At 67.9% G+C, this 22,589-nt stretch carries 21 protein-coding genes, 3 tRNA genes and 1 pseudogene; 23 read left to right on the top strand and 2 right to left on the bottom strand.

Annotation, left to right across the window (positions count from 1 at the left end; translation table 11 throughout):
- Positions 1-17 precede the first annotated feature (17 nt).
- From sdhA to ACTOWK_RS00885, 20 genes and pseudogenes are all read left to right on the top strand, one after another.
- On the top strand, positions 18-1,772 hold the full coding sequence (gene sdhA / locus ACTOWK_RS00980) for a succinate dehydrogenase flavoprotein subunit (RefSeq protein ID WP_441328647.1): 1,755 nt from the start codon (positions 18-20) through the stop codon (positions 1,770-1,772).
- An 81-nt stretch (positions 1,773-1,853) separates the two neighbouring features.
- Entirely contained in the window at positions 1,854-2,636 is a 783-nt protein-coding gene (locus ACTOWK_RS00975; protein WP_031371457.1) for a succinate dehydrogenase iron-sulfur subunit, read from the top strand.
- 106 nt (positions 2,637-2,742) lie between these two features.
- Positions 2,743-3,165, top strand: a complete 423-nt coding sequence (locus tag ACTOWK_RS00970) for an MAPEG family protein (RefSeq protein ID WP_441328349.1) — start codon at positions 2,743-2,745, stop codon at positions 3,163-3,165.
- Complete coding sequence (locus tag ACTOWK_RS00965) at positions 3,162-3,845, top strand: hypothetical protein (RefSeq protein WP_441328348.1); 684 nt, start codon at positions 3,162-3,164, stop codon at positions 3,843-3,845. The genes ACTOWK_RS00970 and ACTOWK_RS00965 overlap by 4 nt, the downstream gene beginning before the upstream one ends.
- 25 nt (positions 3,846-3,870) lie before the next feature.
- A complete protein-coding gene (locus tag ACTOWK_RS00960; protein ID WP_441328347.1) occupies positions 3,871-4,146 on the top strand; it encodes an FAD assembly factor SdhE in 276 nt (91 codons plus the stop codon).
- Entirely contained in the window at positions 4,097-4,543 is a 447-nt protein-coding gene (locus ACTOWK_RS00955) for a hypothetical protein (RefSeq protein WP_441328346.1), read from the top strand. Before ACTOWK_RS00960 ends, ACTOWK_RS00955 begins: the two co-directional genes overlap by 50 nt.
- A 205-nt stretch (positions 4,544-4,748) precedes the next feature.
- The gene (locus tag ACTOWK_RS00950; protein ID WP_441328345.1) at positions 4,749-5,993 is read left to right on the top strand and encodes a lipoprotein-releasing ABC transporter permease subunit; all 1,245 of its coding nucleotides are present in this window, start codon (positions 4,749-4,751) and stop codon (positions 5,991-5,993) included.
- Positions 5,986-6,732, top strand: a complete 747-nt coding sequence (gene lolD, locus ACTOWK_RS00945; protein WP_441328344.1) for a lipoprotein-releasing ABC transporter ATP-binding protein LolD — start codon at positions 5,986-5,988, stop codon at positions 6,730-6,732. The genes ACTOWK_RS00950 and lolD overlap by 8 nt, the downstream gene beginning before the upstream one ends.
- A 2-nt stretch (positions 6,733-6,734) precedes the next feature.
- Positions 6,735-9,119 (top strand): DNA internalization-related competence protein ComEC/Rec2, encoded by a 2,385-nt coding sequence (locus tag ACTOWK_RS00940; protein WP_441328343.1) that lies wholly within the window; start codon positions 6,735-6,737, stop codon positions 9,117-9,119.
- A gap of 27 nt (positions 9,120-9,146) precedes the next feature.
- Positions 9,147-9,812, top strand: coding sequence for a MotA/TolQ/ExbB proton channel family protein (locus ACTOWK_RS00935; protein ID WP_036148319.1), 666 nt, complete (start codon positions 9,147-9,149; stop codon positions 9,810-9,812).
- Positions 9,813-9,823: 11 nt separating this feature from the next.
- Entirely contained in the window at positions 9,824-10,273 is a 450-nt protein-coding gene (locus tag ACTOWK_RS00930; protein WP_031371449.1) for an ExbD/TolR family protein, read from the top strand.
- Entirely contained in the window at positions 10,270-12,018 is a 1,749-nt protein-coding gene (msbA, locus tag ACTOWK_RS00925; protein ID WP_441328342.1) for a lipid A export permease/ATP-binding protein MsbA, read from the top strand. Before ACTOWK_RS00930 ends, msbA begins: the two co-directional genes overlap by 4 nt.
- Positions 12,015-13,058 carry a tetraacyldisaccharide 4'-kinase gene (gene lpxK, locus ACTOWK_RS00920; protein WP_441328341.1) on the top strand — a complete coding sequence of 348 codons (1,044 nt, stop codon included), beginning with the start codon at positions 12,015-12,017 and terminating at the stop codon, positions 13,056-13,058. The genes msbA and lpxK overlap by 4 nt, the downstream gene beginning before the upstream one ends.
- A gap of 185 nt (positions 13,059-13,243) precedes the next feature.
- Positions 13,244-14,035, top strand: coding sequence for a 3-deoxy-manno-octulosonate cytidylyltransferase (gene kdsB / locus ACTOWK_RS00915; protein WP_441328340.1), 792 nt, complete (start codon positions 13,244-13,246; stop codon positions 14,033-14,035).
- A 2-nt stretch (positions 14,036-14,037) separates the two neighbouring features.
- Entirely contained in the window at positions 14,038-14,514 is a 477-nt protein-coding gene (locus ACTOWK_RS00910; protein ID WP_441328339.1) for a low molecular weight protein-tyrosine-phosphatase, read from the top strand.
- A 410-nt stretch (positions 14,515-14,924) separates the two neighbouring features.
- Positions 14,925-16,766, top strand: a pseudogene (gene uvrC, locus ACTOWK_RS00905) (excinuclease ABC subunit UvrC); the annotation flags it as partial.
- Positions 16,767-16,867: 101 nt separating this feature from the next.
- Positions 16,868-17,443 (top strand): CDP-diacylglycerol--glycerol-3-phosphate 3-phosphatidyltransferase, encoded by a 576-nt coding sequence (gene pgsA, locus ACTOWK_RS00900; RefSeq protein ID WP_031371443.1) that lies wholly within the window; start codon positions 16,868-16,870, stop codon positions 17,441-17,443.
- Positions 17,444-17,568: 125 nt separating this feature from the next.
- Positions 17,569-17,644, top strand: a tRNA-Gly gene (locus ACTOWK_RS00895).
- Positions 17,645-17,777: 133 nt separating this feature from the next.
- A tRNA-Cys gene (locus tag ACTOWK_RS00890) sits at positions 17,778-17,851 on the top strand.
- A 334-nt stretch (positions 17,852-18,185) separates the two neighbouring features.
- Positions 18,186-18,272 (top strand) — tRNA-Leu (locus tag ACTOWK_RS00885).
- A 169-nt stretch (positions 18,273-18,441) separates the two neighbouring features.
- Here the strand turns inward: ACTOWK_RS00885 and ACTOWK_RS00880 are convergent.
- Positions 18,442-19,008 (bottom strand): GNAT family N-acetyltransferase, encoded by a 567-nt coding sequence (locus ACTOWK_RS00880; RefSeq protein WP_441328338.1) that lies wholly within the window; start codon positions 19,006-19,008, stop codon positions 18,442-18,444.
- A 5-nt stretch (positions 19,009-19,013) separates the two neighbouring features.
- Positions 19,014-19,580, bottom strand: a complete 567-nt coding sequence (locus tag ACTOWK_RS00875) for a helix-turn-helix domain-containing protein (protein WP_441328337.1) — start codon at positions 19,578-19,580, stop codon at positions 19,014-19,016.
- Positions 19,581-20,226: 646 nt separating this feature from the next.
- On the opposite strand from ACTOWK_RS00875, the gene ACTOWK_RS00870 reads away from it, so the two are divergent.
- The 3 genes from ACTOWK_RS00870 (at position 20,227) to ACTOWK_RS00860 (ending at position 22,560) form a co-directional block, all read left to right on the top strand.
- Positions 20,227-20,496 (top strand): hypothetical protein, encoded by a 270-nt coding sequence (locus ACTOWK_RS00870; RefSeq protein ID WP_441328336.1) that lies wholly within the window; start codon positions 20,227-20,229, stop codon positions 20,494-20,496.
- 7 nt (positions 20,497-20,503) lie between these two features.
- On the top strand, positions 20,504-20,881 hold the full coding sequence (locus ACTOWK_RS00865) for a hypothetical protein (RefSeq protein WP_441328335.1): 378 nt from the start codon (positions 20,504-20,506) through the stop codon (positions 20,879-20,881).
- Between the two features lie 314 nt (positions 20,882-21,195).
- The gene (locus ACTOWK_RS00860) at positions 21,196-22,560 is read left to right on the top strand and encodes a S8 family peptidase (RefSeq protein ID WP_441328334.1); all 1,365 of its coding nucleotides are present in this window, start codon (positions 21,196-21,198) and stop codon (positions 22,558-22,560) included.
- Positions 22,561-22,589 lie beyond the last annotated feature (29 nt).

The raw sequence follows: 22,589 nt of genomic DNA, 5'->3' as shown, positions 1-22,589 counted from the left end.
AAGAACACAAGTTCGACATGGTCGTGGTCGGCGCCGGCGGCGCCGGTCTGCGCGCCACCTTCGGTCTCGCCCAGAAGGGTTTGAAGACCGCCTGCATCACCAAGGTGTTCCCGACCCGTTCGCACACCGTCGCCGCCCAGGGCGGCATCTCGGCCGCGCTCGGCAACATGGGCGAGGACGACTGGCGCTACCACTTCTTCGACACCGTCAAGGGTTCGGACTGGCTGGGCGACCAGGACGCGATCGAGTACATGTGCAAGGAGGCCATCCCGGCCATCATCGAGCTCGAGCACCAGGGCGTGCCGTTCTCGCGCACCGACGAGGGCAAGATCTACCAGCGCCCGTTCGGCGGCATGACCACCAAGTACGGCGAAGGCCCGCCGGCGCAGCGCACCTGCGCCGCCGCCGACCGCACCGGCCACGCCATCCTGCACACCCTGTACCAGCAGTCGCTGGCGCACGACGCGCAGTTCTTCATCGAGTACTTCGCCCTCGACCTGATCATGGACGAGACCGGCGCCTGCCGCGGCGTGCTCGCCCTCGACATGGCCGAAGGCACGCTGCACCTGTTCCGCGCCCAGGGCACGGTGCTGGCCACCGGCGGTTACGGCCGCGCCTATTTCTCGGCCACCTCGGCCCACACCTGCACCGGCGACGGCGGCGGCATGGCGCTGCGCGCCGGCCTCGGCCTGCAGGACATGGAATTCGTCCAGTTCCACCCGACCGGCATCTACGGCGCCGGCTGCCTGATCACCGAAGGCGTGCGAGGCGAGGGCGGCATCCTGCGCAACGCCAACGGCGAGCGCTTCATGGAGCGCTATGCGCCGAGCGTCAAGGACCTGGCGCCGCGCGACATGGTCAGCCGTTCGATGACCATCGAGATCCGCGAAGGCCGCGGCGTCGGCGAGCACAAGGACCACATCCTGCTCGACCTGACCCACCTCGGCCCCGAGGTCATCCACGAAAAGCTCCCCGGCATCGCCGAATCGGCGCGCATCTTCGCCAACGTCGACGTCGAGAAGGAGCCGATCCCGGTCATCCCGACCGTGCACTACAACATGGGCGGCATCCCGACCAACTACCACGGCGAAGTCGTGCAGTTGAAGAACGGCAACCCCGATGCGGTCGTGCCCGGCCTGTACGCGATCGGCGAAGCGGCCTGCGTGTCGGTGCACGGCGCCAACCGCCTGGGCTCGAACTCGCTGCTCGACCTGGTGGTGTTCGGCCGTGCGGTGGCCAACCGCTGCGCCGAAACGATCACCCCCGGCGGCGCTCACGCGCGCCTGGCCGGCGACGCCTGCGACGAAGCGCTCGCGCGCCTGGACAAGCTGCGCAACGCCACCGGCAGCACCCCGACCGCGGTCATCCGCGACAAGATGCAGCGCACCATGCAGGCCGACGCGGCGGTGTTCCGCACCGGCGAGACCCTCGCCGACGGCGTGCGCAAGATGCGCGAGATCCATGCCTCGTTCGCCGACGTCAAGGTCAGCGACCGTTCGTTGATCTGGAACTCGGACCTGATCGAGACCTACGAGCTGTCGAACCTGCTCGGCCAGGCCCTGGCCACGATCGTCTCGGCCGAGAACCGCACCGAGTCGCGCGGCGCTCACGCCCGCGAGGACTTCGCCACGCGCAACGACGAAGAGTGGCAGAAGCACACGCTGTGCTGGGTCGACGAGAAGGGTACGACCAGCATCGACTACCGTCCGGTGCACAACTACACCTTGACCGACGACGTCGCCTACGTCCCGCCCAAGGAACGCAAGTACTGATCGGCGCTACGGCGCGCAGTTCCGCTGCGCGCCATTCACGCAACCCACCGCAGTACTGCCGCAAGCCGAGAGATCGCCAGCATGGCCGAATTCGCTCTACCCAAGAACTCCCAGATCCAGAAGGGCCGTCACTGGCCGACGCAGGGCGCCAAGCAGCCGCGTACCTTCAAGGTCTACCGCTGGAACCCCGACGACGGCCTCAACCCGCGCGTGGACACTTATGAAGTGGACCTCGCGACCTGCGGCCCGATGGTTCTCGACGCGCTGATCAAGATCAAGAACGAGATCGACCCGACCCTGACCTTCCGCCGCTCCTGTCGCGAAGGCATCTGCGGTTCGTGCGCGATGAACATCGACGGCACCAACACCCTGGCCTGCACCCGCGCGATCACCGATTGCGACAAGCCCGAGGTGCCGATCTACCCCTTGCCGCATATGTCGGTGGTCAAGGACCTGGTGCCGGACCTGACCCACTTCTACGCCCAGTACGCCTCGATCCGCCCGTGGCTGCGCACCCAGAGCGCGACCCCGTCGGACCGCGAGCGCCTGCAGTCGCCGGAAGACCGCAAGAAGCTCGACGGTCTGTACGAATGCATCCTGTGCGCGTGCTGCTCGACCAGCTGCCCGAGCTACTGGTGGAACGGCGACCGTTACCTCGGGCCGGCGATCCTGCTGCAGGCCTATCGCTGGATCATCGATTCGCGCGACGAGGACACCGGTGCGCGCCTGGACGATCTGGAAGATCCGTTCAAGCTCTACCGCTGCCACACCATCATGAACTGCGCCCGCACCTGCCCGAAGGGTCTCAACCCGGCGCAGGCGATCGGCGAGATCAAGAAGCTGATGCTGGCGCGTCGCGTCTAAGCCGACGCGGTACCGCCCAGTTCGAACCCACGACGGCGCCTCGGGCGCCGTCGTGCCGTCCCAGCCAGTGGCAGGCGGCCGATGCGCGCCGCGCCGGGGGTGAACGATGCACTCGAAGGCGATGTTTCTGCCGGTGCTGGCGATGGTCGCGCTGACCTGCGCGGTGTGGTTGCGCATGTACGTGGTGCGGATCGGGCAGATGCGCCGCGATCGCATCCACCCGCAAGCGGTGGCGACCTCGGCGCAGGCCACCGCGAGGCTCACGGACAGCGCGGCGGCCGACAACTTCCGTAATCTGTTCGAGCTGCCGGTGCTGTTTTATCTGGCGGTGGTCGTCGCCGTGCTGGCCGGGTTGGCCGATGGCATCGGCCTGACCCTGGTCTGGTCGTTCGTAGTGCTGCGCATCGCCCATAGCGCGATCCAGTGCAGCTACAACCGGGTCATGCACCGTTTCTTCGTTTACGCCGCCGGCGCGCTCGCGCTGTGGGCGTTGTGGATACATCTCGCAATCGGATTGCTGAGCTCATGAATAATTTTTCCCGCGTGACCGCTTCGCGTTCTGCCCGCAGCAGCCTGGTCGTGCTGATCGCCGCTGCGTTCTGCGCCGCACCGGCTTTCGCCGACACCAGCAAGACCGCCGATGCTCCGCAGGGCGGCGCCCGCGTCGCCGATGCCCGCCAGCTGCTGGAGACGATGCGTTACGCGGAGATCCTCAAGCAGGGTTTGAGCCTGGTGTTCAGTCAGGCCATGCCCGGCAGCGAGGCGCTTTCCGACGAGCACAACGCGGTGATGAAGCGCTTGTTCGACAGCATGCCGGGCGGGCCTTTCCTCGACGGCGCCTCCCAGCGTCTGGCGCAAAGCGCGACTCAGGCCGAAATCGACGAGGCCTTAGCGTACTTCCGCGGCGCGGCCGGGCAGACCGAGCTGGCTTGCGTGCGCGACACGCTCGGCACGCCGACCACGCTCGACTGCATCCGCGAGCGCGGCGGCGAGGCGCACCTGCAGGCGCATCGCGCCTTCGCCGACACCTCGATCGAGAACAAGCTCGGCGAGATCATGGCCGGCGACAGCGGCGATGCCGATTTCGCCGCCTCGGCCAAGCTCGCGCTCGAGCAGGACCCGGCCCTGGCGAAAGACCTCGCAGGCTATTGCGGGAATCATCCGGGCGGGCTGTGCGACGTGCTGAAGCCGGCCCAGGCCGCGCCGTGAGCGTTCGGTGCGAGGAAGCGACGAGATGAGCGAAGCCGAAACCAGCCGCGCGGAACGCGACGAGATCGAACTGCGTCGCCTGCGTTGGCGCTGCCGGCGCGGCATGCGCGAACTCGACCAGTTGTTCGGGCGCTATCTCGACCGCGTCTGGAAGCAGGCTTCCGACGCCGAGCGCGGGGTTTTCCTACGGCTGCTGGAAACCGAGGACGATAAGCTCTGGCACTGGTTCATGGGCCACGAAACCGCCAGCGATGCCGAACTCGACCGTCTCGTCCAATCGATCCGCGCCTTGCCGCCTTGAGTGGCGGCCCTCGCGCCTGCTCGCCGCGGCGCTGATCGTCCTGGGGCTGGCCGCGGCGTTCTCGCTGTGGCTTAGCGAATGCCCACGCGCGGTGGCCTGGCCGCTGGCTGTGCTGGCGTTGGGTTGGGGCTTGCACTCGGCACGGCGCGAACTGCGCCGGCCGCCGCAGCGCCTGCTGATCGCCGGCGAGCGTGCCAGCCTCGATGAATTGCCGATCACCGAGTTGCGCCTGCATTGGCGCGGCTGGCTGGCCCGGCTCGACTTCACCGGCCCGGACGGGCAGCGGCGGCGCCTGCTGTGGTGGCCGGATCGCCTGGACGCCCGCGGCCGCCGTGAACTGAGGCTGGCCGTCGCGGTCTCAGCCCCTGCGCGCGATACGCGTTCGATGGCACCATGAGGCGGATTCGGGATTCTCGGGATTCGGAATTCTCGGGACTCGGGACTCGGGACTCGGGATTCGGGATTCGGGATTCGGGATTCGGGACTCGTCGGCATCCGCCATCACCGAACCATCAGCACCGTTCGTCCATTCGCAGCCGGCATCACAGAGACAGAGCCCCACGATGAAAGCTATTTCCAACTCCATGGTCCCGGCTGCATAGATGTTCAAACCCATTTCCGTCGCCATCGGCTTGCGCTATCTGCGCGCCAAACGCCGTAACGGCTTCATCTCCTTCATTTCCCTGGCCTCGATCGCGGGCATCGCCCTCGGCGTGACCGCGCTGATCACCACTCTGGCGGTGATGAGCGGGTTCCAGCGCGAGATCCGCGATCGCATGCTGCAGATGGCGGCCCACGCCACCGTCAGTGCCTACGGCGAGCCCCTGGCCGAATGGCGGCTGGCGATCGACAAGGCCACCGCCGACCCGCGCGTCGCCGGCGCCGCGCCCTACATCGAAAAGGAAGCGCTGCTGTCGTCGACGCGGCAACAGCCGGCGATCATCCGCGGCGTCGATCCGGCCCAGGAAGGCAAGGTCTCGGTGCTCGCCGAGAAGATGGTCGAAGGCAAGCTGAGCTCGTTGACCCCGGGCAGTTTCAACATCGTCCTCGGCAAGGAGCTGGCCCTGTGGATGGGCGCCCAGGTCGGCGACAGCGTGGTGGTGATGACCGCCGACGGCCGCAGCACGCCGATGGGGGCGATGCCGCAGCTCAAGCGCTTCACCGTCAGCGGCATCTTCGAGGCCGGCTACAACGAGTACGACAAGGGCCTGGCGGTGGTCAACATGAGCGACATCCAGCGCGTGCTGCGCATGGGCGACGGCGTCACCGGCGTGCGTCTGAAACTGCACGACATGGACAAGGCCTGGGAGGTCGCCCGCGATCTCGCGGTGAACCTCGGCGGCCCGTACCGGGTCACCGACTGGAGCAACGACAACGCCAACATGTTCCGCGCCCTGAAGATGGAAAAGACGGTGATGGCGATCCTGCTGTCGCTGATCATCGCCATGGGCGCATTCAACCTGGTGTCCTCGCAGGTCATGCTGGTCACCGACAAGCAGGCCGACATCGCGATCCAGCGCACTCTCGGCCTCACCCCGATGAGCGTGATGCGGATCTTCATGGTCCAGGGCACCTTGATCGGCATCATCGGCACGGTGCTCGGCGTGGTCGGCGGCATCGTCCTGACCCTCAATCTCGAACACATCCTCAAGGCCATCGAGACCGTGCTCGGTGTGCAGCTGTTGCCGGAAGACGTCTATTACATCACCGGCCTGCCGACCGATCTGCAGACCAGCGACGTGACCATCATCGCCTGCGTGGCGCTGGCGATGGCCTTCCTGGCCACGATCTATCCCGCCTGGCGCGCCGCGCGCACGGCGCCGGCGGAGGCGCTGCGTTATGAGTAATACCCACAAGGCCGACGTCCGCGAGGCCGTCGCCGACGACATCGTGCTGCGTTGCGACGGCCTGGCGATGACCTACTCGGAAGGCAAGTTGCACACGCCGGTGTTCCAGGGGCTGGAACTGGCGGTGCGCAAGGGCGAGACGGTCGCCATTCTCGGCGCGTCCGGCGCCGGCAAGAGCACCCTGCTGCATCTGCTGGGCGGCCTCGACACGCCGACCGCGGGCGAGGTCTATGTCGCCGGCGAGCGCATGAGTTCCCTGTCCGATCGCGCGCGCGGCCTGCTGCGCAATCAGGCGCTGGGCTTCGTCTATCAGTTCCATCATCTGTTGCCCGAGTTCACCGCGCTGGAGAACGTGATGCTGCCGGTGCTGCTCGACGGCCGCAGCCGTTCGGCCACGACCAAGCAGGCGACCGAGCGGGCCAAGGCCTTGCTGGAATCGGTCGGCCTGGGCCACCGTCTCGATCACAAGCCAGGCGAGCTGTCCGGCGGCGAGCGCCAACGCGCCGCGGTCGCCCGCGCCCTGGTCAACCGCCCGGCCTGCGTGCTCGGCGACGAGCCGACCGGCAACCTCGACGAAAAAACCGCCGCGGTGGTGTTCGAGCTGATGCTCGCGCTCAACCGCGACCAGGGCACCAGCCTGGTGTTGGTGACCCACGACCGCCGCCTCGCGCGGCGCCTGGACCGCGTGCTGGAATTGCACGAAGGCAAACTGCGGCAACTGGACGCCGCCGAGGTGTAGACATGCACGACGCGGCAAGGACGCCGCCCTTCGGAAAACTCGTCGCCTGCGCATTGCTGACCGGCATCGGTGCCGGATTGGCCTTGCCGCAGGCGTGTCCGTGGGGAATTTCGTTACCCGCCCTGATCGCCGCCGCCGTCGCGTGGTGGCGGCTGCCACGCTGGCGCTGGCTCGCCTCGGCGGTACTGGGCTTCGCGCTCGCCAGCCTGCACGCGACGTATGCGTTGAGCCTGCAACTGCCGCCGGAGTGGGAGAAGCGCGAGGTCGCGGTCAGCGGGCGCATCGTCGACCTGCCGCAGCACGAACCGCGCCGCAGCCGCTTCCTGTTCCGGGTCGACGACGACACCGCCCAGCCCGAGCCCTTGCGCGGCCGTTTGCTGCGCTTGGCCTGGTACGACGACGAACTGGAACCGCGCCGGGTGCTGCGGGCTGGCCAGCGTTGGCGTTTCCAGGTGCGGGTGAGGGCGCCGCGCGGCCTGCGCAACCCGGGCGGTCCGGATGCCGAGAAATACGCCTTGATGCAGCGCCTCGCCGCGACCGGCTACCTGCGCGAACCGGAGCGTGGGCGACTGTTGGCCAAAGCGAGCGGGCTCGATGCCTGGCGCGAATCGATCTCCGACCGCATCGCCGCTACGGTGCGCTCGCCGGCTTCGCGCTTCGTGCGTGCGCTCGCGCTCGGCGATACCCGCGGCCTGGACGAGCGCGACTGGAGCGTGCTGCGCGCCGACGGCCTGACCCATCTGATCGCGATCTCGGGCTTCCACGTCGGCCTGGTCGCAGGCTTTTTCGCCTTGTTCGCAGGCCGACTCTGGCGGCTGTTTCCCGCGCTCGGGCGGCGTTGCCCTTGTGTGGTCGCGGCGGCGGTCGCGGCGATGCTCGGCGGCTTGGCCTATGCGGCCGCGGTCGGTTTCGCCCTGCCGACCGTGCGCACCTGGCTGATGATCGCCCTGGTCGCGGCGCTGCGCATGTCGCGCCGGCCTTTTCATGCCTTCGACGCCTTGGCGATGGCGGCGATCGCGATGGCCGTGGCCGATCCCTTGGCCTTGCTCGGTGCAGGGTTCTGGCTGAGCTTTCTCGGCGTCGCCTGGCTGCTGTGGTGTCTGCCGGATTCGATGGCCGCGACCGGCTGGCGCGATCGGCTGCGCGGGTTCCTGAGCGCGCAGGGCGTGGCGAGCCTGGGTTTGTTGCCGGTCTGCGTGCTGTTGTTCGGCCAGGCGTCTCTGGCCGGGCCGTTCGCCAACCTGGTCGCGGTGCCGTGGTGGAGCCTGGTCGTGGTGCCCTTGGCCTTGCTCGGCACCGGGCTGGAGGCGATTCATGCCGGCGCCGGCGAGTTCGCCTGGCGTTGGGCCGCCGCCTGCTTCGACGCGAGCTGGCCCGGGTTCGAATGGCTGGCCGACAGCGGCCTGGCCCTGTGGTGGCTGCCGGAACCGGCCTGGTTCGCGCTGCCGTTGGCGATGCTGGGCGCGTTCTGGTTGCTGCTGCCGCGCGGCGTGCCGGGCAAGGCGCTGGCCCTGCTGCTGTGGCTGCCGTTGCTGTGGCCGGACCGCCACCTGCCCGAGCCGGGCGAGGCCGAATTGATCGTGGTCGACGTGGGGCAGGGGCTGTCGGTGCTGGTGCGCACGGCGAACCACAGCCTGCTGTTCGACGCCGGGCCCTCGGTGCGCGATGGCTTCGACGCCGGCGAGCGCGCGGTGGTGCCGGCCCTGCATGCGCTCGGCGTGCGTCGTCTCGACCGTGTCGTCGCCAGCCACGGCGACAACGACCACGCCGGCGGCGTCGCCAGCGTGCTGCGCGCGTTTCCGGCGCCGGACGTGTGGGCGCCGCCCGAGGTCGACGGCGAGGCGTTGCGCGGTATCCGTACGCGCCCCTGCGAGGCCGGGCGCAGTTGGGAATGGGACGGCGTGCGCCTGCGTTTCCTGCACCCGCCCCGGCATTTTCCCTACCTGGGCAACGAATCGAGCTGCGTGCTGCGGGTCGAAAGCCGGCACGGCTCGGCGCTGCTGACCGGCGACATCGGCGAGGTGGTCGAGCGCGACCTGGTCCGCCGCGCCGGGCTGTCTGCGCAAGACCGCCTGCACGCCGAGGTGGTGCTGGTCGCCCACCACGGCAGCGGCGGTTCCTCCGACCCGGACTTCATCGCCGCGACCGGCGCGCGCCACGCCCTGGTCTCCAGCGGGCACGGCAACCGCTTCGGCCATCCGCGTGCGGACGTGCTGGAGCGCTGGCAGCGGGCCGGCGCCGCCACCCGCGATACCGCTGCCGACGGCGCCCTGCGGGTGGGGCTGCGCGCCGGCGGCATCGCCGTGGAAACGCGACGCCAGACACACCCGCGCCTGTGGGATGCGACCCGGCGTGCGGGCGCTGGGCTATCCTATCGGCCAGATTGATGTCGGCCACGGGCCGGAGGTTCGCGAGTGCTGGAACTGGTCAAGGCCGGCGGTTGGCCGATGATTCCGTTGTTGATCCTGTCGGCGGTGGCGCTGGCGATCATCATCGAACGCCTCTGGACCCTGCGTCGCAGGGCGGTGTTGCCGCCGCAGCTCGGTCAGGAAGTGCGCGCCTGGGCCGCGACCGGCAAGCTCGACCCGGCCCACATCGAGTCGTTGCGTGCGACCGCGCCGCTCGGCGAACTGCTCGCCGCCGCGCTCGACGTCCGCCATCGCCCGCGCGAGGAAATCCGCGAACGCATCGAGGACGTCGGCCGCCATCTCGTGCACCGCATGGAGCGTTACCTGAACACGCTCGGCACCATTTCCGCCGCCGGCCCGCTGCTCGGGTTGTTCGGCACCGTGGTCGGCATGATCCAGATGTTCATGGTCATCAACGACCACGGCATCGGCGACGTCAACCAACTCGCCGGCGGCATCGGCAAGGCGCTGATCTGCACTGCGACCGGCATGATCGTGGCGATTCCGGCGCTGATGGCCCACCGCTGGTTCCGCGGCCGCATCGCCGAATACATCGTGGCGATGGAGCACGAAGCGATCGCCCTGGTCGACGTGCTGACCCCGGGTACGGTCGAGTCGCGCCAGCAGCATGAGGCGCGCGCGCCGGTGCGCCTGGCCGGCCAGGCCGGCTGAGGCGCCCACGCATGCGCATCCGCGACCATCGCTCCGACGATGAGCCCGAGATCAACCTGGTGCCGTTGATCGACGTGATCCTGGTCCTGATCATCTTCTTCGTCGTCACCGCCACCTTCGACGCGCGCTCGGTGCTCAAGCTCGAGCTGCCGCGCGCCACCGGCGAGCCCTCGGGCGACGCCAGCAAGGCCCTGATTGTGCTGGTCAACGCCGAAGGGCGTTATTTCGTCGGCGACCGCGAAGTGCTGCGCGACGATCTCGAATCGCTCAAGACCACGATAGCGGAGGTGGCCGGCAGCGACCGCGACCGCACCGTCATGCTGCGCGCCGACGCGCGCACGCCGTACCAGGCCGTGGTCACCGTCTACGACGCGCTCGGCCAGCTCGGTTTCCGCAGGATCATGAGCGCGACCGCGCCGCCGCAACCGGGCGCCCAGGCGGCCGCGGGGACGGTGCGGTGACAGCCACCGCATCGCCCTGGCAGACCTACCGCCGGTTGCTCGAATTCTCGCGGCCCTACCGCGGACTGCTCTGGATCGCCGCCCTCGGCATGTTGATCGAGGCCGCCGCCGGCGCCGGTTTCACCAAGATCATGGAACCGATCATCAACCAGACCTTCATCGCCAAGAACTCGGCGTTGGCGATCTGGCTGCCGGCCGCGATCGTCGCCTTGTTCGTGTTGCGCGGTGTCGCCGGTTATATCACCGACTACTACATGGCCAAGTCCGGCCGCGGCGTCGCCCGCGATCTGCGGGTGAAGGTGCTCGGCAAGTACCTGCGCCTGCCGGGTTCGCGCTTCGATACCGAGCCGGTGCCGTCGATGCTGGTGCGGCTTGGCTCCGACAGCGACCAGGTCGCGCAGGCCGCGGTCGACGCGCTCAAGGTCATGGTCCAGCAGTCGCTGCAGGCGATCGCACTGCTCGGCGTAATGATCTGGACGAGCTGGCAGGTCACCATCGCCGTCGCGGTGATGGCGCCGCCGCTGGCCTGGGTCATGGACAAGGTCGGCCGCCGTTATCGCCGCATCAGCCACAAGATCCAGGAAAGCGGTGCGCAGTTGCTGCTCGCGGCCGATCAGGCGCTGTCGAACCAGCAGGAAGTGAAGGTCTACGGCGCGCAGCCGACCGAGCTGACCCGCTACGGCGCCATCGCCGACGACTACCTGCGCCTCAGCCTCAAGGTCGAATCCACCCGCAGCATCGCCTCGGCCATGGTCCAGCTGATGGGCTCGATCGGCCTGGCCTTGCTGCTGCTGGTCGCCAGCCACGAAGCCTTCGCCGGGCGTCTCAGCGCCGGCGGTTTCGTCGCTCTGATGATGTCGATGATGGCGATGATTCCGGCGCTGCGTCAGCTCACCAACGTGCAAAACATGCTGCAGCGCGGCCTGGCTTCGGCCGAGCGCTTGTTCGACGTGCTGGACGCTCCCGACGAGCTCGACGAAGGCACCCGCGCACTCGCCCGCAGCCAGGGCCTGGTCGAGTTCCGCGAGGTCACCGCGCGTTATCCGGGCCAGGACCGTCCGGCGTTGTCGGACATCAGCTTCGTTGCGCGTCCCGGCACCGTCACCGCCATCGTCGGCCGTTCCGGCAGCGGCAAGTCGACCCTGATCAAGCTGATCCCGCGCTTTTACGACCCCGAGGCCGGGCAGATCCTGCTCGATGGCCACCCCGTGCAGGACTATCGCCTGGCCGACCTGCGTCGCCAGATCGCCTTGGTCGGCCAGCAGGTGATGCTGTTCGACGGCACGGTCGCGGCCAATGTCGCCTACGGCGAACTGCAGGACAGCGACGCCGAGGCCCTGCAGCGCGCGGTCGGCGGCGCCAATGCCAGCGAGTTCATCGAGCGCCTGCCGGAAGGCGTGAACACGCCGATCGGCGCCAAGGGCGGCAAGCTTTCCGGCGGCCAGCGCCAACGCCTGGCGATCGCGCGCGCGATGCTCAAGGACGCGCCGATCCTGATCCTCGACGAGGCCACCGCCGCGCTCGATACCGAATCCGAACGCCTGGTGCAGGACGCGCTCGAACGCCTGATGCCGGATCGCACCACCTTGGTCATCGCTCACCGTCTGTCGACGATCGAGCATGCCGACCAGGTGTTGGTGCTCGACCAGGGCCGCATTGTCGAGCGCGGCAGCCACGGCGAATTGCTCGCCCAGGGCGGTCTGTACGCGCATCTGCACCGCATGCAGTTCCGGGAAGCCGAATGAGCGGGGCCTCGGATCGGCAACCGCATGTGCCGGCGTATTGGTACGGCGACGTCCCGGTGCCTGCGCATGCGCGCCTGCTTTCGGGCCTGTACGGCGCGGTCACCGACCTGCGCCGCACCCTGTACCGCAAAGGCCTCAAGCGCCGCCGCCACCCCGGCGTACCGGTGATCGTGGTCGGCAACATCACCGCCGGCGGCGCCGGCAAGACGCCGCTGACGATCGCCCTGGTCCAGCGCCTGAAGCAGGAAGGCTGGAACCCGGGCGTGGCCAGCCGCGGTTACGGCCGCGACGATATCGCCACGCCTCTGTGGGTCGAGCGCGACACCGATCCGCGTGCGGGCGGCGACGAGCCGGTGCTGATCGTGCGTCGCACCGGCGCCAAGCTGCGCGCCGACCGCGACCGCGCCGCCGCCGCGAAAGCGCTGGCCGACGCCGGCTGCGACATCGTCGTCTGCGACGACGGCCTGCAGCATTACCGGCTCGCCCGCGACATCGAGATCGAAGTCGTCGACGGCCGCCGTCGTTACGGCAACGGCCAATTGCTGCCGGCCGGGCCGTTGCGCGAACCGCCCGAACGGGGCGCCGAATGCGACTTCCGCGTGGTCAACATGCCCAACCTCGCCGGCGGCGATGCCGCCGCGACCACCGGTTTCGGCGAATGGCCGATGCGACTGATCGCCGACCAGGCGCTGCCGCTGCTGGGCGGCCGCCCGCTCAAGCTCGACGTCTTCGTCGGTCAGCGCGTGCACGCGGTCGCCGGCATCGGCGACCCCGAGCGTTACTTCAGCATGTTGCGCAGCCTCGGCATCGCCATCGTGCCGCACGCCTTCCCCGACCATCACCGCTACAGCGCCGCCGATTTCGAGTTCGGCAGCCGCCTGCCGGTGCTGATGACCGAGAAAGACGCGGTCAAGATTCCGCTGGCGGGCGAGGGCGCGTTCGCCTCGGACCTGCATTACAGCGTGCCCGTGCGTGCCGAATTGCCGGAAGCGTTCTGGGTTTCGCTGCTGGACAAGCTGCCGGCGCGCGCCGCGCGCTGAAGTCCGTCGCAATGACAAGCGCATTCGCAGTGGTCCAGGGTAGGAGCGACGCAAGTCGCGACCGTCATGGCGCCGTTTGCGTCGTAGCTGAGATGTCGCAGTCGCGACTCGCGTCGCTCCTACCCAAGATCGCTGCGTACGCGTCGGCCATTGCGATGCGCTCTAGTCCATAACCGGAACCGAACATGTCCCAGGATTTCGTCGTCGCCATTCCCGCCCGTTACGCTGCCTCGCGCCTGCCGGGCAAGCCCCTGCGCGAACTGGCCGGCGAGCCGTTGGTCCTGCACGTCGCCCGTCGCGCCCTCGCGGCCGGCGCGCGCGAGGTCTGGGTCGCGGCCGACGATGAGCGCATCGCCCAAGCATTGAAGGACAGCGGCGTGCAGGTGGCGATGACCTCGACCGAACACGCCTCGGGCACCGACCGCCTCGCCGAATGCGCCGACATCGCCGGCTGGCGCGACGATACTGTCATCGTCAATCTGCAGGGCGACGAACCCTTCGCGCCGGCCTCGGGCATCCTCGCCACCGCGACCGCCCTGCGCGACAGCGGCGCCGAGATGTCGACCCTGGCCGCGCCGATCAGCGAGGTCGCGGTCCTGTTCGATCCGAACGCGGTCAAGCTGGTGCGCGCCGGCAACGGCGATGCGCTGTACTTCAGCCGCGCGCCGATTCCGTGGCCGCGCGACGCCTTCGCCAACGACCGCGAGCGCATGCCCGGCGGCGGCGAATGGCTGCGGCATATCGGCATCTACGGTTACCGCGCCGGCTTCCTGCGCAAGTTCGCCAAGCTGCGTCCGGGCCGGCTCGAACAAATCGAGTCGCTGGAGCAACTGCGCGCGCTCGAAGCCGGCTACCGCATCGCCGTGGGCATCACCCCGGAGCCGTTTCCGCCCGGCGTCGACACCCCCGAAGACCTCGCCCGCGCCGAAGCGCATTTGGCTCAAAACGGAACGGGTGCGGCGGGCGAGGGCGGCTGAGCATGCGCCTGTTGATCGTCTGCCTCGGCAACATCTGTCGCTCCCCGGTCGCCGAGGGCGTGCTGCGCGCACGCATCGAGACCTCGTCGGTGGCCGGGCGAGTCGAGCTCGATTCGGCCGGCACCGGCGATTGGCATGTCGGCGAGCCGCCGGACCGGCGTTCGATCGCCAATGCCGCCGAACACGGCGTCGACATTTCCGGCCTGCGTGCGCGCCAGCTCGCTTCGTCGGACTACACCGACTTCGACTGGTTGCTGTGCGCCGATCGCGCCAACCTGCGCGATGTCCGCGCCCGTGCGCCGCGCGGCGCACGGGCCCGCAGCGCGTTGCTGCTGGACTGGTGCGGCCTGGAAACCGAGGGCGAAGTGCCCGATCCCTACACCGGCGGGCCGGCCCAGTTCGAGCATGTGTTCCAGTTGCTCGACCGCGCCGCCGACGGCGCGATCGCGCGCTTGCGCGAAGAGCTGCATCTGCGCTGATCGCCGGGTGCGGCGGCAGGCCTCGGCACCGCGCCGGCGCCGGCCGATGCGGATGGAGGCGGGACGGATGGGGGCGGGGCGGCGGCACCGAACATGCGCCGGAGACTCGTCGGGCCGGGCCACCGCCATGGCGCATACGGATTTGCCGATCGCGGCACGACCGCCTTGCCGCCTGGGCCGTTCCCCGCTGCATTCAGTCCGAGGGCCCGGTTCGGGCCCTTGCGCTCGCGCATAATCAACCCAATCCAGAACCCGGCCCTTTGTTTTCGGTTCCCCGATCTGCCGATGCCCGCCACCGCGCCCGCCCGTTCGAACGCTTTCAACCGTGCCGTCGCCGGCGCGCGGGGCCGCGCCCGCGGCGTGTCCGCCCGCGCGATAGGCGTTCGCGCCTGTCCGCAAGCGAGGGCCTCGTGACGACCGCTTCCCAGCCCGCAGCGTTCGACGGCAAGGCCTTCGTCAAGCATCTGAGCACCGCGCCGGGCGTGTATCGCATGATCGGCGCCGACGATAACGTGCTCTATGTCGGCAAGGCCGGGGCGTTGCGCAATCGCGTCTCGAGTTATTTCAACGCCACGCCGAAGTCCACGCGCATCATGTCGATGCTGGCGCAGACCGCGCGCATGGAGGTCACGGTCACCCGCACCGAGGCCGAGGCGCTGATCCTCGAAAACCAGCTGATCAAGTCGCTCAAGCCGCGCTACAACGTGCTGCTGCGCGACGACAAGAGCTATCCCTACGTATTGATGACCCAGGAGGCCTGGCCGCGCATCGCCATGCACCGCGGTCCGCGCGCTATCCCGGGCCGCTATTTCGGCCCGTATGCCAGCGTCGGCGCGGTGCGCGACACGCTCAACCTGATGCACAAGCTGTTCCGCCTGCGCAGTTGCGAGGACAGCGTGTTCCGCAACCGTTCGCGGCCGTGCCTGCAGCACCAGATCGGCCGTTGCAGCGCGCCCTGCGTCGGCCTGGTGCCGGCGCGCGACTACGCCGAGAGCGTGCGCCGTGCCGGCCTGCTGCTGGACGGACGCAGCGACGAGCTCACCGACGAGCTCGGCCGCAGCATGGAAGAGGCGAGCATGCGCCTGGATTTCGAAGACGCCGCACGCCTGCGCGACCTCATCACCGGCATCCGCACCCTGCAGGCGCGCCAATATGTCGACGGCCGCGCCGCCGACCTCGACGTGCTCGCGGTGGCGATGCAGGGCGTCTCGGCCTGCGTGCTGCTGCTGGCGTTCCGCGACGGCCGCAACCTCGGCACGCGCGCGTTCTTTCCCAAGACCAACGGCAGCGACAACCCCGAGGAAGTGCTGGCCGCGTTCGTCTCGCAGTACTACGCCGAGCAACCGCCGCCGCGCGAGATCGTGCTCGACCGCGACCTGCCCGAGCGCGAGTTGCTCGAGCACGCGCTGTCGAGTTCCGGCGAGCGCCGGGTCCAGATCAAATACAACGTGCGCGGCGAACGCGCCGGCTATCTCGACATGGCGCGGCGCAACGCCGAACTGGCGCTCGGCACCGAGCTCACCAGCCATGCCGCCCAGCTCGCCCGCGCCGAGGCGTTGCGCGACCTGCTCGGCATGCCGTCGCTGCCGGCCCGGATCGAGTGCTTCGACATCAGCCACACCATGGGCGAGGCCACCGTGGCCTCGTGCGTGGTGTTCGATGCCGAAGGGCCGGTGCGCGGCCAGTACCGCCGCTACAACATCGCCGGCATCGTCGAGGGCGACGACTACGCCGCCATGAACCAGGCGATTTCGCGCCGGTTCCGGCGCGCGGTCGAAGAAAACGGGGTCGTCCCCGACATCCTGCTGATCGACGGCGGGGCCGGGCAGGTGGCCCAGGCCCGGGCCGCGCTCGAAGAGCTCGGGGTCGAGGGCCTGATCCTGGTCGGCGTGGCCAAGGGCCCGGCCCGCCGCCCCGGCGACGAGGAACTGCTGCTCCCGGACGGCCGGACCGTGCGCCCCGGCGCCGAATCGCCGGCCCTGCAACTGGTCCAGCAGGTTCGCGACGAGGCGCACCGTTTCGCCATCACCGGCCATCGGGGGCGTCGCCAGAAGACCCGCAACAGCAGTAGGCTGGAAGACATTCCCGGTATCGGACCGCGTCGGCGCGCTAACCTGTTGCGGCATTTCGGCGGTCTGGGCGGCCTGAAGGCCGCCGGGGTCGAGGAGATTTCCCGGGTCGAGGGGGTCAACGAAGCCCTGGCCGAGCGCATCTACGCCGCCTTGCACGGGCTGGACGCGCCCGCCGAGGCCGCGGTTACGGGCACTATCCAAAAGGGCGCCGCTGCGGCGGCGACGGGCGGCAAGAAGCAGGGGGCCGCGGCTGCGGCACCCGATCGCAAGCGGAGTGAAGGATGAAGTTGACCATACCCACCATGCTGACTCTGGCCCGGATTGTGCTGATCCCGGTGCTGGTGGTGGTGTTTTTCCTGGACTATCCGTGGACCAACTTCGCCGCCGCGTTCATTTTCGCCTTCGCCTCGATCACCGACTGGCTCGACGGCTGGATCGCGCGCCGCTACGACCAGTACTCGGCTTTCGGCGCTTTTCTCGACCCGGTGGCCGACAAGCTGATGGTCGCGGTGGCGCTGCTGCTGATCGTGCAGAAGCATCCGACCGTGTGGATGACCTTGTGGGCGGCGGTCATCGTCGGTCGCGAAATCGCGGTTTCCGCGCTGCGCGAATGGATGGCCGAGCTCGGCCAGCGCGCTGCGGTGAAAGTGGCCTCGATCGGCAAGATCAAGACCATCGTGCAGATGGTCGCGCTGGTTTGCCTGCTTTATCAGGAGCGCGTGTGGGGTTTGCCGATCTTCGGCATCGGTGAATGGTTGCTGGCTGCGGCGGCGTTGCTGACTTTGTGGTCGGGACTAGCGTATTTACGCGCGGCATGGCCTATAATGCGCGAGGACGCCAACAAGCCCACGAACTGATCGCATCGGCTCGGCGCGAACGAAGCCTTGGCAGGCAACGAACGCATCGGGGACTGAATCGCTTCCAGGCATCGAAAAAAGTAGTTGACACTTTTCTTTCGATCCCTAAAATATCGCTTCCTTCAGCGGGAATAGCTCAGTTGGTAGAGCACGACCTTGCCAAGGTCGGGGTCGCGAGTTCGAGTCTCGTTTCCCGCTCCAGATAAGAGGGCCTCCGATAACGGAGTCACCCTCAGAAACAAAACCCCGCCCGCGGGGTTTTGTTTTTTCAGGCGAAAGCTTGCAGCGATTGCAAGCCGACGCGGCCGCAGGCAGTATGCTGTGGCAAGTCACCGGCCGGGTGGCAGAGTGGTTATGCAGCGGACTGCAAATCCGCGTACGCCGGTTCAATTCCGACCTCGGCCTCCAATTCGAAAAGCGACCAGGGCAACCTGGTCGCTTTTTTTTGCGCCATGGTCTTGCGCGCTTATCGCATGCATCGACGATCGCGATTATTCGTCGCGGGTCGTTTTGCCGCGGCGGCTTCGCTCACTCCAGCAGCGGAGTGTTGCGATCGGATCGGGCGGGGAACTGCCTCGACACATTCGCAAGTTCACGGCCCGCCGGATGTGCAGTGCGGAGTCGAACACCGGACGCTGCTGCCGTCGGTAGCCAGGCGAAACCGCGCGCCGGGTGGTTCGGACAGCGCTCGTGGTGTCGTGTCGCGCACGGCTGTCGTAAGCTATTCCCGTCACCGCATCCTGCCCGGATGGCGAAATCGGTAGACGCAGCAGACTTAAAATCTGCCGGGGGCAACTCCGTGCCGGTTCGATTCCGGCTCCGGGCACCAACGCACCGTGATTTGGGGCGTGTTTGGATTTGCGGCCCAGTCGTTCCTGGCTCGGTGTCGAGCATAAGTGCCGCATACGACGGTCGGGCCTGGCTTTCGCGAATGACCGGACAATCGCCTGGGGCAAGGCGAATTCGCCGATAACGACCTGTTCGAGCCGGGCCGCGACTTATCGAATAGCCTCGGTCGCGCCGAGCGGCTCGGCCTGAAGCCTTTTCCAGAAAACGATCGTCCCGGTCAGCCCGCTATGCGGTTTCAGGGCGTAATCGGGGATTTCGCCGGCGCGTACGTAGCCCAGTTTTTCGTAGAAGGCCGATGCGCCTTGGTCGGTGGCGGTATCGAGCACGAGCAACGAGCGTCGGTGCTCGACAGCGAGTGTTTCGGCGGCGCGTATCAGCGACGAGGCCACGCCGCGGCCGCGATGGTCGCGGCGGGTCATCAGCTTGGCGATCTCGGCCCGGTGCGGTTGGTTGGGCGGGCAGTCGAGCAGCAGGCTCACCGTTCCGATCAGACTGTCCCGCTCGAAGGCGCCTAGCACGATGCGCGCGCCGAGAGCGGCCGCCGCCAGCGAATTACGCCAGAATGCTTGCGCCTGCTCCAGCGGCAGGGGATGCATGAAGCCGACCGAGCCGCCGTGGGCGACCACGTCGATCAGCAGTTCGCTCAGCATCGAGCGGATTTCGGCCGACGACGACAGCGGTCCGATTTCGATGGCGGGCATGTCGATGGAAAGCATGCGGCTCAGCTCCTGGCCAGGACGACGAGATAAACGCAGGGTTCCGACGAATCGTTGGCGAGGGTGACGTCCGAGGGCGCGCCGAATCCGAGGCAATCGCCGGCCAGCAGTCGGTGGTTGTCGCCGCCCTCGACGATGCTCAGTTCGCCTTCGATCACGCGAATGGCCTGGCGGATGCGCGCATAGGACGAGGCGGGCAGGTGGACGCGTTGGCCCGGCGGCATCTCGACCTCGACGATCTCGACCGGATGGTCGGAGCGGACGAACACTTGCTTGCGCCGATAGCCGGTTTCGGGATCGCGCCAGACCGGTTGCGCATCGGCCCGCGACAGTCGTCCGCCATCGCTTTCGGCCCGCAGCAACAGGCCGGCCAGAGTGAGGTCGAAGGCGCCGGCCAAGCGGACCAGCAAGGCCGCGGTCGGGCTGGTTTCGCCGCGCTCGATCTTGCTGATCGCCGCCTTCGATACCTCCGAGCGTGCCGCCAGCTCGGCCAGGGACCAGGCACGGGTTTCGCGCTCCAGGCGTATCCGGCGGGCGAGTTGCAGGCTGGAGTCATCCAGTAAAGTGGTCATTTGTATCTTTTAGTGGATATTCTTGGGTTGCGTCAATCCGGCTGTGGAGGCGGCGAGCCGCCGACGGCGGGCCCAGTGAGCGGGAGGCAAACCGCTGAAAGACCGCAGGGCAAGGCGATCGGTCCACCAGACCAGCCCCCGGCCGGGCCGTATCGGCGAGGATCGGGGCCGCAGCCTGGGGGCCGGGGCAAGATGGCCTTGGGTTGATTCACGTGCGGCTAACGCTTGGGGGCGCAGGCTGGCCCGTCACCACGACGCAATGTCGTATTCAGCCATTCAGGCGCAGAAGAATCCTTTCCTTCCGCATCAGCTTCGCACTCCCGCGTCCGGCGAGTGCACGGTCTTGGTCGTTTATCGCGTCGCTGGAGATCGTAGTGAACGATCGGCATGACTGGCGTTTGCGGGTTCCGCATCCGGTATTGGTGCGGCCTCGGCCGCAGCGCCGGCACGACCCAACCGCCGGTGCGCCGAATCGAAGAGTCAATGATCCATCAACAAAGCGAGGCGGCGAGGGATTCTTCGCCGTCGTTTAGGTGCGAGCCAAGGAGTCGACGGTAAAGGACTTCAGGTCCGGTACCGCCGCGGCGGCTCGCGATGGAATCAGCCGGGCGCAACGCAACCCGTTCGCCGTGTGCCGGAGAGGTCGATGCAAGAGAACGTCGAATGGTTCTATTTCACGCTGGGCAATGGCCAAAGCATCGGGCCGCTGCAATTGCGGCGGATCTGGATGGAAGCCTGCAGTTCCACCAACGTGAGCGTTCACCGCACTCACCGTTTATTGCTGGGAAAGCGCACCGCGATCTATTCCCTGCGCGCTTCGCCCAGGCTCGGCGATCTGCGTGTCGTCGAGTCGCGTCTTCGCCGGCTGCTGGACGATTCCAGGCTCAGCAGTGTTTTAACTACCGTGTCGCATTGAGGTTTTCATGCAGCTTATGTTCGACATCGCCGTTGGCAAATGCGAATCCATCGATCAATCGTCGGTGACGGTTCGCCTCGATAGCGCCATCGTCAGCCGACTCATCCCGGGCCACGCCTGGCGCCGTTCCGGCACCAGCATCCTCAAGATCAGCTTGCGTCTGTGCAGCGAGCGCCGGCCGCCCAAGGTCGGCAGCGAGACCTTCCTGCAACGCGAGGCCCTGCTGCGCAATCCGCTCGCCAGCCTCGATCTGCTCGGCGACGGCGAGTTTACGCCGGTGAGGTTGCGCGCGCTCGGCACCGATACCGACCCGCAGATGCCCGAGACCGCACCCGTCCGCGCCAAGGCCGAGCGCGCCCCGGCGCGCGCGCGCAAGGAGGCCTGACCGGCTAAAGGCAAGGCCCGCCAAGCGGGCCGTGCCCGGTTAAAGACGAGCCCGCCAAGCGGGCCGTGCCTGGTTAAAGACGAGCCCGCCAAGCGGGCCGTGCGCGGTTAAAGACGAGCCCGCCAAGCGGGCCGTGCCCGGCTAAAACTAGGCCCGCCGAGCGGGCCGTAAGGCGCCTGTCTCAGGCAAGTTTGCGGCCGGATTCAGCCAATTCAGTGATTGCTGCGACGCAACATGTATGTGACCGAGTCGGCACATTACAGTCGTCAAGCGACCGGTCGGGTCGTCAGCCAATACCTGAAGGGTGTCAGCCAATGAAATCGTCGTTTCGTATCGCCTTGCTGTGTGGTGCGGTGCTGTCCGCGCTCGGTGTTTCGTCCGCTGCGGTCGCCGGCGGCAGGCCGGACCTGGTCCTGGCCGGGCTGAAGGCCGGCCGCGCGCACCAGCCGGGAGAGCTCCTGGTGAAGTACCGCGACGGCAGCAATGCCGTGCAGCAAACTTCGGCCCGTCAGGCATTCGGTCTGCAAAAGCTCGAGACCCTGCGCGGCGGCAATTCCAAACGCGGCGAGCTGGCCCTGATGCGGGTGCCGGCCGGCCGCGACCTGGCCGCGACCCTGTACGAACTCAGCCGGAACCCGAGCGTCGAATACGCAGAACCGAATTGGCAGTACGAACACCAGGCCGCTTCGAACGACACCTATTACACCAACGGTTCGTTATGGGGCATGTACGGCTCGGGATCGAGCCCGGCGAACCAGTACGGCTCGCAAGCCGCGGTCGCCTGGGCCGGCGGCCACACCGATTGCAGCAACGTCGTCGTCGGCATCATCGACGAAGGCTATATGTATTCGCATCCGGATCTGGCCGCCAACGCCTGGACCAATCCCTACGATCCGGTCGACGGCGTCGACAACGACGGCAACGGCTACATCGACGACGTACGCGGCTGGGACTTCGAAGGCAACGACAACCAGGTCTTCGACGGCGCCGGCGACGATCACGGCACCCATGTGGCCGGCACCATCGCCGGTGCGGGCGGCAACGGCCAGGGCGTGGCCGGCGTGTGCTGGAGCGGCGTCAAGCTGATCAGCGGCAAGTTCCTCGGCCGCCGCAGCGGCACCACCGCCAATGCGATCAAGGCGATCGACTACTTCAACGACCTCAAGTCGCGCCACGGCCTGAACATCGTCGCGACCAACAACTCCTGGGGCGGCGGGCCGTTCTCGCAGGCCTTGCAGGATGCGATCGGCCGCGCCAACACCGCCGGCATCCTGTTCGTGGTCGCCGCCGGCAATGCCGGGGTCAATTGCGAAACCTCCGACTGCTATCCGGCCGAGTACCCGAACCCGAACGTGCTGTCGGTGACGGCGCTGCGTTCGGACGGCTCGCAGATCTACAGCTACGGTTCGACCACCATCGATATCGGCGCGCCGGGCTACGGCATCTGGTCGACCGTGCCGGTTTCCTCGAAGGGCAAGGTCGTGCCGAGCTATGCGAGCTACAACGGCACCTCGATGGCGACGCCGCACGTGACCGGCGCGGTCGCGTTGTACGCCTCCTCGCATCCGGGCGCGACAGCGGCCGACATCAAGAGCGCGATCATGAGTTCGGCGATCGCAACACCGTCGCTGAGCGGCAAGACCGTGAGCGGCGGGCGCCTCAACGCCAGTGGTTTCTGAGGCGAGGCTTCTCGGGCGAGCGACCGATC

This window comes from Lysobacter sp. CA196 (assembly GCF_052078695.1).
Lineage (GTDB): Bacteria > Pseudomonadota > Gammaproteobacteria > Xanthomonadales > Xanthomonadaceae > Lysobacter.
The sequence above is the reverse complement of the archived record's forward strand: the minus strand, read 5'-3'. Positions and strand labels throughout refer to the sequence as shown.